The organism is Photobacterium japonica (assembly GCF_050337005.1).
GTDB lineage: Bacteria > Pseudomonadota > Gammaproteobacteria > Enterobacterales > Vibrionaceae > Photobacterium > Photobacterium japonica.
In genome coordinates this window covers 1-801 of sequence record NZ_JAKJSN010000133.1, presented here as the reverse complement: position 1 = coordinate 801, position 801 = coordinate 1, and the positions used below count along the sequence as shown (strand labels likewise).

At 44.6% G+C, this 801-nt stretch carries 1 tRNA gene and 2 rRNA genes; all 3 read left to right on the top strand.

The features are described 5' to 3' along the window. A 16S ribosomal RNA gene (locus L4C36_RS23805) occupies nt 1–56 on the top strand; the annotation flags it as partial. A gap of 94 nt (nt 57–150) precedes the next feature. Further along, nucleotides 151–226, top strand: a tRNA-Glu gene (locus L4C36_RS23800). Nucleotides 227–549: 323 nt separating this feature from the next. Beyond that, nucleotides 550–801 (top strand): 23S ribosomal RNA (locus tag L4C36_RS23795); the annotation flags it as partial.

Below are 801 nucleotides of genomic sequence, written 5' to 3'. Positions count from 1 at the left end.
GGGTGAAGTCGTAACAAGGTAGCCCTAGGGGAACCTGGGGCTGGATCACCTCCTTAAACGATAGACTGCTGTTTTATGCAGTGTCCACACAGATTGCTTGGTCGAAATGTAAGAGAGCATCTAAGTTGCCCAACAACTTAGAAAAACTAAGTCCCGTTCGTCTAGAGGCCTAGGACACCGCCCTTTCACGGCGGTAACAGGGGTTCGACTCCCCTACGGGACGCCACTTTCTAAACACACTGGCAACAGTGTAGTTAGAAAGTGGATATCTAACGATAAACACMATGTTCTTTAACAATTTGGAAAGCTGACTAGTAAATTCAATTGGTCGTCACTTCGACGAATGATTGAATTAMAATAGTTTTTATTCTTTAAGAATRRAAACGAGTTCTCAAAACAAACACATTCAAGTGTCTGTTATTTGCTTTCAYTTTTTAAAAGTGAAGACAAATAGTGAGTCCGGCGAAAAACCAATGTCCTTATCTTTCTTGATCGAAGATAGGTGACRAACCTTGGTTGTTTGAACRTACAGACCTCTTGGGGTTGTATGGTTAAGTGACTAAGCGTACACGGTGGATGCCTTGGCAGTCAGAGGCGATGAAGGACGTATTAACTTGCGATAAGCCCAGATTAGGCAGTAAAAGCCACTTGAGTCTGGGATTTCCGAATGGGGAAACCCACGTGCATAAGCACGTATCGTTACGTGAATACATAGCGTAACGAGGCGAACCGGGGGAACTGAAACATCTAAGTACCCCGAGGAAGAGAAATCAACCGAGATTCCGGTAGTAGCGGCGAGCG